Origin of the sequence: Algibacter sp. TI.3.09, assembly GCF_038154905.1 — a bacterium.
Lineage (GTDB): Bacteria > Bacteroidota > Bacteroidia > Flavobacteriales > Flavobacteriaceae > Algibacter.
Genome location: NZ_JBAKAN010000004.1, coordinates 265,327 through 275,171, shown reverse-complemented (window position 1 = coordinate 275,171; position 9,845 = coordinate 265,327). Strand labels below are relative to the sequence as shown.

Genomic DNA, 9,845 nt, shown 5'->3' with positions numbered 1-9,845 from the left:
CTTAAAATAAGTTGCTTTTTTTTATGAATGAATCTAAATTATGCCTGACCTGTTGGACCAAAATTTAAAGGTATTGGAGGCTGCTCATAGTCTTTAATCTCTCCGTGTGCACTCTCAAAACGTGTTACATTTTCACTTAGCGCTTTCAATAAACGTTTAGCATGTTGTGGTGTTAAAATAATACGAGATTTTACTTTACTCTTTGGAACACCTGGCATGATGTTTACAAAATCGACTACAAATTCCGAAACAGAATGATTTATAATTGCTAAGTTAGAGTAAGTGCCTTCTGCTACTTTTTCATCTAACTCTATGTTTATTTGTCCTTGCTTAGGAGCTTCTTTTTCGTTTGCCATTGAAATTTTGTTTTTACTTCTTTTTTTAAGGAAGCCTTGTTAATATTATGAATAAAAAAACCTTCAAGCAACTTAATGCATGAAGGCTTTTATTTTATAGATTCTCGCCTTCGCGGGAATAACAAATACTAGTTATAATTCAACTCTTGTTTTACTTGCATCATCTCGTCGAATTCTTCTTTAGAACCAACTATAATATCAGTATAACTTCTCATACCTGTACCTGCTGGAATTCTATGTCCAACAATTACATTTTCTTTCAAGCCTTCTAAAGAGTCTACCTTACCAGCTACAGCTGCTTCGTTAAGTACTTTAGTTGTCTCTTGGAAAGAAGCCGCAGAGATAAACGATTTAGTTTGAAGTGATGCTCTAGTAATACCTTGCAGTATTGGTGTAGCCGTTGCCGGCTGTGCATCTCTTGCAGACACTAGTGTTTTATCTTCTCTACGTAAAATAGAGTTTTCATCTCTTAACTCACGAGGCGATACAATTTGACCAGCTTTTAAGTTAATTGAATCTCCAGCGTCTTCAACAACTTTCATTCCGAAAATATCATCATTTTCTAATATGAAATCTGCTTTATGAGCTAATTGATCTTCTAAGAATATAGTATCACCAGAATCAATAATTCTAACTTTACGCATCATTTGACGTACTACAACCTCGAAGTGTTTATCATTAATCTTCACACCTTGTAAACGATATACTTCTTGTACTTCGTTAACTAAGTATTGTTGAACTGCAGATGGGCCTTTGATATTTAAAATATCATTTGGAGTAATAGAACCATCAGATAAAGGCATACCAGCTTTTACGAAATCATTTTCTTGAACAAGAATCTGACTTGATAATTTCACTAAGTATTTCTTAATATCTCCTGTTTTAGACTCTATTATAATCTCACGGTTACCACGTTTAATTTTTCCGAAAGAAACAACACCATCAATAGCACTAACAACTGCTGGGTTAGATGGATTACGTGCTTCGAATAATTCTGTTACACGAGGTAGACCACCCGTAATATCACCTGCTTTAGAAGATTTACGTGGTATTTTCACTAAAATTTTACCAACTATAACTTTTTCTCCGTCGTCAATCATTAAGTGAGCTCCAACTGGTAAATTGTAAGAACGTATTGTCTCTCCTTTACTATCTTCAATATGAAGTGTTGGAATTAACTTTTTGTTTCTAGATTCAGAAATTACTTTTTCTTGGAAACCAGTTTGTTCATCAATTTCAACTTGATATGTAACACCTTGCTCAATGTTTTCATACTTCACCTTACCAGCAAATTCTGAAACAATAACACCGTTATATGGATCCCATGTACAAACTACATCACCTTTTACTAGTTTCTGACCATTTTTAACAATAATCGTAGAACCATAAGGAATATTATTTGTACTTAATACAATACCTGTTTTCTTATCAATAAGTTTAAGTTCAGATGTACGAGAGATTACAACATCAATATCGTTTCCTTCGTTATCTTTACCTTTAACTGTTTTTAAATCTTCAATTTCTGCAACACCATCAAACTTAACAATTAACTTGTTTTCTTCTGAAATGTTACCTGCAATACCACCTACGTGGAATGTACGAAGTGTTAACTGTGTACCTGGTTCTCCAATAGATTGTGCAGCAACTACACCTACAGCTTCACCACGTTGTACCATTTTACCTGTAGCTAAGTTACGTCCATAACATTTAGCACAAATACCTTTTAAAGCCTCACAACTTAATGCAGAACGTACTTCTACACTCTCAATTGGAGAAGCTTGAATAGTTTTAGCGATATCATCTTCGATTAACTGACCAGCTGATACTAACAACTCTTCTGTTAATGGATTATAAACATCATTTAAAGATACACGACCAACGATTCTTTCTTCTAAAGTTTCAACAACTTCATCATTCTTCTTCAATGGTTCAACTTCTACACCTCTTAATGTTCCACAATCTTCAGTGTTAATAATAACATCTTGAGAAACATCTACTAAACGACGTGTTAAGTAACCTGCATCGGCTGTTTTAAGAGCCGTATCCGCAAGACCTTTACGAGCACCGTGAGTAGAGATAAAGTATTCTAAAATTGAAAGTCCTTCTTTAAAGTTAGAAAGAATTGGATTTTCAATAATAGATCCACCACCAGCTGTAGATTTTTTAGGTTTTGCCATTAATCCACGCATACCTGTAAGCTGACGAATCTGTTCTTTAGATCCCCTTGCTCCAGAGTCAAGCATCATAAACACCGAGTTAAATCCTTGTTGATCTTCTCTAATACGTTTCATTGACAATTCTGTCAATTCAGCATTCGTTGAAGTCCAAATATCAATAACTTGGTTATAACGTTCGTTGTTAGTAATAAGTCCCATGTTATAGTTTCCGGTTATACCGTCAACTAACGTGTTAGCCTTATCAATCATTGATTGTTTTTCTGGTGGAATAATAATATCACCTAAACTAAATGATAGACCACCTTGGAATGCAAACTTAAATCCTAACGTTCTAATTGCATCTAAAAAATCAGCCGTTTCAGGAACAGAAGTTGCTTTCAAAATATCACCAATAATATCTCTTAAAGATTTCTTGGTTAATACTTGGTTTATATATCCAGCAGACTGTGGTACGTGTTGATTAAACAATACACGACCTACAGTAGTCTCAATAATCATTTTATCAAGTTTACCATCTTCATTAATGTCGATAGTTCTAACCTTAATACCAGCATTCAAGTCTACTCTTTCTTCATTAAAAGCAATTTCTACTTCTTCTGGAGAATAAAAAGTTAAACCTTCACCTTTAATTTTCACTTCTGGTGTAGACGTACGTAACTTGGTCATGTAGTACAGACCAAGCACCATATCCTGAGAAGGTACTGTTACTGGTGAACCGTTTGCTGGATTTAAGATATTGTGAGATGCCAACATTAATAACTGACATTCCAAAATAGCTTCTGGTCCAAGTGGTAAATGCACCGCCATTTGATCACCATCAAAATCGGCGTTAAATGCCGTACATACTAATGGGTGTAATTGAATCGCTTTACCTTCGATTAACGTAGGTTGAAACGCTTGTATACCCAAACGGTGTAACGTAGGCGCACGGTTTAATAATACTGGATGTCCTTTAAGAACATTTTCCAAGATATCCCAAACCACTGGTTCTCTTTTGTCTATAATTTTCTTTGCAGATTTTACAGTTTTTACAATACCTCTTTCAATTAGTTTTCTAATTACGAAAGGTTTGTAAAGCTCTGCTGCCATATTCTTTGGCAATCCACATTCATGTAATTTTAATTCTGGTCCAACAACAATTACCGAACGTGCAGAATAATCAACACGCTTACCAAGTAAGTTTTGACGGAAACGTCCTTGCTTACCTTTTAATGAATCTGATAATGATTTTAATGGTCTATTAGAATCCGTTTTTACAGCTGATGATTTACGTGTATTATCAAATAACGAATCTACAGATTCCTGTAGCATACGTTTTTCATTACGTAAAATAACTTCTGGTGCTTTTATCTCAACCAATCTTTTAAGACGGTTGTTACGGATAATTACACGACGGTATAAATCATTTAAATCTGAAGTTGCAAAACGACCACCATCTAACGGCACTAAAGGACGTAATTCTGGCGGGATAATTGGCACAACCTTCATAATCATCCATTCTGGACGATTTTCTCTATTTTTATTAGAATCTCTTAAGGCTCCAACAACTTGTAAACGCTTTAAAGCTTCTGTTTTACGTTGTTTAGACGTTTCAGTATTTGCTTTATGACGTAATTCATATGATAAAGCTTGTAAATCAATACGAGCTAATAAATCGATTAAACACTCAGCACCCATTTTAGCTAAAAACTTGTTAGGGTCTTCATCATCTAAATACTGATTATCTTGTGGAAGTGACTCAAGAACATTTAAGTATTCTTCTTCCGTAAGGAAATCCATTTTTTGTAATGGTTCACCTTCTTCATTTTTAGCATTACCTGGTTGAATTACTACATAACGTTCGTAGTAAATAATCATATCTAACTTCTTAGATGGTAATCCTAATAAATATCCAATTTTGTTTGGTAAAGAACGGAAGTACCAGATATGAGCTACAGGAACCACTAAGTTAATGTGCCCTACTCTATCTCTACGTACTTTCTTTTCTGTTACTTCTACACCACAACGGTCACAAACGATCCCTTTGTAACGTATTCTTTTATATTTACCACAAGCACACTCATAATCCTTTACAGGACCGAAGATACGCTCACAGAACAAACCATCTCTTTCTGGTTTGTGCGTACGATAATTGATAGTTTCTGGTTTTAAAACCTCACCTCTAGATTCTGCTAAAATAGATTCTGGTGATGCTAAACCAATTGAGATTTTATTAAACCTCTTTACTGTATTCTTATCTTGTTTTCTTGCCATGTTTTTTAAGTCTTCAGTCTGAGTTCTCAGTCAACATTATTTAGTCTAAAAAATAGTCTATTTAATGTTGACTGTTAACTGCCAACTATTTTTTTACTCTTCTAATCTGATATCCAATCCTAAACCTTTCAATTCATGCATTAATACATTGAATGATTCTGGTAATCCTGGATCTGGCATTGGTTCTCCTTTTACGATAGCTTCGTAAGTTTTGGCTCTACCAATAACATCATCAGATTTTACAGTTAAAATTTCTCGTAAGGTGCTTGATGCTCCATAAGCCTCAAGTGCCCAAACTTCCATCTCACCAAAACGTTGACCACCAAATTGTGCTTTACCACCTAATGGTTGTTGTGTAATTAATGAGTAAGGTCCAATAGAACGTGCGTGCATCTTATCATCAACCATGTGTCCAAGTTTAAGCATGTAAATCACACCAACTGTTGCTGGTTGATCGAAACGCTTACCTGTTCCACCGTCATATAAATAAGTATGTCCGTATCTTGGAATTCCAGCTTCATCTGTAAATCCATTAATTTGTTCTATAGTTGCACCATCAAAGATTGGCGTTGCATAAGTACGACCTAATTTTTGACCAGCCCATCCAAGAACTGTTTCATAAATTTGACCAATATTCATACGAGACGGTACACCTAATGGATTTAATACAATATCAACTGGCGTTCCATCTTCTAAGAATGGCATATCTTCTTGACGAACGATACGAGCAACAATACCTTTGTTACCGTGACGTCCTGCCATTTTATCACCTACTTTAAGTTTACGCTTTTTAGCGATGTAAACTTTAGCTAGTTTGATAATTCCTGCTGGTAACTCATCACCTACAGAAATGGTAAACTTCTCACGACGTAAAGATCCTTGTAAATCGTTCTCTTTAATTTTATAGTTGTGAATTAAATCGGCAACTAATGTATTTGTGTGCTCATCAGTTGTCCATTTTCCAGACACTAAATGCGCATAATCATCAACAGCATTTAACATTTTAAGTGTGAATTTTTTACCTTTTGGTAATACTTCTTCACCTAAATCATTAAAAATACCTTGAGCAGTTTTTCCGTTTACAATATTGAAAAGCTTTTCGATTAAAACATCTTTTAAATCTTCAAACTTTCTATCGTATTGTGCTTCTAAAGCTAAGATATCATCTTTATCTTGAGCTCTTTTACGCTTATCTTTTACCGCTCTTGCGAATAATTTCTTCTCGATAACAACACCATGTAATGAAGGAGACGCTTTTAACGACGCATCTTTAACATCACCTGCTTTATCACCAAAGATAGCACGTAATAATTTTTCTTCCGGAGTTGGATCAGATTCTCCTTTTGGCGTAATTTTACCAATTAAGATATCACCAGGTTTAACCTCTGCTCCAATACGGATCATTCCGTTTTCATCTAAATCTTTAGTAGCTTCTTCAGAAACGTTAGGAATATCATTAGTTAACTCTTCGTTACCTAATTTTGTATCTCTAACATCTAAAGAATACTCATCAATATGAATAGATGTAAATATATCTTCACGAACAACTTTTTCTGAAATTACAATTGCATCCTCAAAGTTATACCCTTTCCAAGGCATAAAGGCTACTTTCATATTTCTACCAAGAGCTAATTCACCTTTTTGAGTTGCATAACCTTCACATAAAACTTGACCTTTAGCAACTATATCTCCTTTAACCACAATTGGCTTAAGGTTGATAGAAGTACCTTGATTCGTTTTACGGAATTTCACTAATTTATAAGTCTTGATATCGCTATCGAAACTTACTTTAGCTTCATCTTCAGTACGGTCGTATCTAATTTTAATTTCATTAGCATCAACATAAAGAACTTCACCTCTTCCTTCTGCGTTAATTAAAACACGAGAATCTGAAGCTACTTGACGCTCTAAACCTGTACCAACAATTGGTGCATCTACTCTTAATAAAGGCACTGCTTGACGCATCATGTTAGATCCCATCAGCGCTCTATTCGCATCATCATGCTCTAAGAAAGGAATTAAAGAAGCCGAGATAGACGAAATTTGGTTTGGTGCAACATCTGTATAATCTAACCTTGTAGGTTCGATAACAGGAAAATCACCTTCCATACGTGCAATTACCTTGTCATGTAAAATTTTACCGTTTTCATCAACCTTTACAGTTGCTTGTGCGATTAATTTTTCTTCTTCTTCTTCTGCACTTAAATAAGTTGGTTCGTTAACAATATCAACAACACCATCAGTTACTTTTCTATATGGCGTTTCAATGAATCCCATTGAGTTCACTTTAGCAAATACTGAAAGTGAAGATATAAGACCAATATTTGGTCCCTCAGGAGTTTCAATTGGACATAAACGGCCGTAGTGTGTATAGTGAACATCACGAACCTCGAACCCTGCTCTTTCTCTCGAAAGACCACCTGGTCCAAGAGCCGATAAACGACGCTTATGTGTAATCTCAGCTAATGGATTGGTTTGATCCATAAATTGAGATAACTGGTTTGTACCGAAGAAAGAATTAATAACAGACGATAATGTCTTAGCATTAATTAAATCTATTGGAGTAAATACCTCGTTATCACGAACGTTCATACGCTCGCGAATAGTACGAGCCATACGTGCTAAACCAACACCAAATTGAGAAGATAACTGCTCACCAACTGTACGTACACGACGGTTAGATAAGTGATCAATATCATCAATCTCTGCTTTAGAATTAATAAGCTCGATTAAGTATTTTATAATCGTTATGATATCTTCTTTGGTAAGCACTTGCTTATCCATACCAATATCCAACTGTAATTTTTTGTTCATTCTGTAACGCCCAACTTCTCCTAAAGAGTAACGTTGGTCTGAGAAGAATAATTTATCAATTATTCCACGAGCAGTTTCCTCATCTGGCGGCTCAGCATTACGTAATTGTCTATATATATGTTCAACAGCCTCTTTTTCAGAGTTTGTTGGATCTTTTTGAAGTGTGTTATGAATAATAGCGTAATCGCCTTGTTCATTACTTTCTTTATGTAAAAGAACAGTTTTAACATCAACTTCAAGAATTTCTTCTATGTTGTCTTTATCTAAAATAGTATCACGATCAAGCACAATCTCGTTACGCTCAATTGATACTACCTCACCAGTATCTTCATCAACAAAATCCTCATGCCATGTATTTAATACACGGGCTGCTAATTTTCTTCCTAAGTACTTTTTTAATCCAGATTTCGATACTTTAACTTCTTCAGCTAAGTCGAAAATCTCTAAAATATCTTTATCACGCTCAAAACCGATAGCACGGAAAAGCGTTGTAACAGGTAATTTCTTCTTTCTATCAATGTATGCGTACATCACTTGATTGATGTCGGTAGCAAACTCAATCCATGATCCTTTGAATGGTATAACCCTTGCTGAATATAATTTTGTTCCATTAGCATGAAAAGATTGACCGAAGAATACACCAGGTGAACGGTGTAACTGAGATACAACCACACGCTCGGCACCGTTGATACAAAACGTACCAGAAGGTGTCATGTAAGGAATAGTTCCTAAATAAACATCTTGAACAATAGTTTCAAAATCTTCGTGTTCAGGATCGGTACAATATAACTTTAACCTAGCTTTAAGCGGAACGCTATATGTTAAACCACGCTCAATACACTCTTCAATAGCATATCTTGGTGGATCTACGAAGTAATCTAAAAATTCTAAAACGAATTGATTACGAGAATCGGTGATAGGAAAGTTTTCCATGAAGGTATTATATAGACCTTCATCACCTCTTTCTTCAGATTTTGTCTCTAATTGGAAAAAATCTTGAAAAGATTTTATCTGAATATCCAAAAAGTCAGGATAATCTGTCTTATTTACAATAGACGAGAAATTTAATCTTTCAGCTTGTGTTGACAACATCAATGGACGGAATTATGATTAAAAAAATAATGATAGTGCTTTAAAACACTAATTAAACTGCAAAAAACAAGTCAAGTAATTTGAGTTGTTTTGGGTATTGCTTTTGGTATAAATACTATTATACACAAAATGGTCTAGGTCTGGTAGCGCGTGCTCCAGACCTAAACCGTTATGTTCTTGAGATGTTAAGCTTACTTTAACTCAACCTCTGCTCCAGCTTCTTCTAAAGATACTTTTAAAGCTTCAGCTTCGTCTTTAGATACACCTTCTTTGATTGCACTTGGTGCATCATCAACTAAACCTTTAGCTTCTTTTAAACCTAAACCAGTTAATTCTTTAACTAATTTTACAACAGCTAACTTAGAGCTACCTGCAGCTTTTAAAATAACATCAAATTCAGTTTGAGCTTCTTCAGCTTCTCCACCAGCAGCAGGACCAGCAACAGCAACTGCAGCAGCAGCAGCAGGCTCGATACCGTACTCATCTTTTAATATAGTTGCTAACTCATTTACTTCTTTTACAGTAAGGTTAACTAATTGTTCTGCGAAATCTTTTAAATCTGCCATTTTTCTATCGTTTTAATAAATTTTAATAATAATATAATGTAATAAAGTGCGTACTATTTAATACTACTCTGATCTCTCAGAAAGTGTTTTTATAAGTCCAGCTATTGTTCCACCACCTGATTTAAGTGCTGAAATAACGTTTTTAGCAGGCGATTGTAATAATCCAACAATCTCTCCTAATAACTCTTCTTTAGACTTGATATCAACTAACATGTCTAATTGATCGTCACCGATATAAACAGACTCCTCGATAAATGCACCTTTTAATAAAGGCTTATCAGATTTTTTACGGAATGTTTTAATAAGTTTCGCTGGTACGTTACCTGTTTCAGAATACATAACTGATGTATTTCCTTTTAATACAGATGGAAGGTTTCCGAAATCTCTTTCTGATGCTTCCATTGCTTTCTCAAGTAATGTATTTTTAACAACTGCTAATTTTACGTTTGCTTTAAAACAAGCACGACGTAAATTTGAAGTAGTATCTGCATTTAATCCTGAAATATCAGCTAAATAGATATTTGCATTATTAGCTAATTCTGCAGTTAACTCCTCAATTACTTGTGATTTTTCTTCTCTTGTCATAA

The 9,845-nt window shown here is 34.7% G+C and carries 5 protein-coding genes; all 5 read right to left on the bottom strand.

Annotated elements, in window-relative coordinates; all coding sequences use genetic code 11:
- Window positions 1–38: 38 nt before the first annotated feature.
- Complete coding sequence (locus tag V6246_RS14560; protein ID WP_042499282.1) at window positions 39–356, bottom strand: DUF3467 domain-containing protein; 318 nt, start codon at window positions 354–356, stop codon at window positions 39–41.
- Between the two features lie 128 nt (window positions 357–484).
- Window positions 485–4,786 carry a DNA-directed RNA polymerase subunit beta' gene (rpoC, locus tag V6246_RS14555; RefSeq protein ID WP_341561154.1) on the bottom strand — a complete coding sequence of 1,434 codons (4,302 nt, stop codon included), beginning with the start codon at window positions 4,784–4,786 and terminating at the stop codon, window positions 485–487.
- A 93-nt stretch (window positions 4,787–4,879) separates the two neighbouring features.
- Window positions 4,880–8,692, bottom strand: a complete 3,813-nt coding sequence (gene rpoB / locus V6246_RS14550) for a DNA-directed RNA polymerase subunit beta (protein ID WP_159018193.1) — start codon at window positions 8,690–8,692, stop codon at window positions 4,880–4,882.
- Between the two features lie 191 nt (window positions 8,693–8,883).
- Complete coding sequence (rplL, locus tag V6246_RS14545) at window positions 8,884–9,258, bottom strand: 50S ribosomal protein L7/L12 (protein ID WP_341561153.1); 375 nt, start codon at window positions 9,256–9,258, stop codon at window positions 8,884–8,886.
- 63 nt (window positions 9,259–9,321) lie between these two features.
- On the bottom strand, window positions 9,322–9,843 hold the full coding sequence (gene rplJ / locus V6246_RS14540; protein ID WP_159018195.1) for a 50S ribosomal protein L10: 522 nt from the start codon (window positions 9,841–9,843) through the stop codon (window positions 9,322–9,324).
- Between the last annotated feature and the right edge of the window lie 2 nt (window positions 9,844–9,845).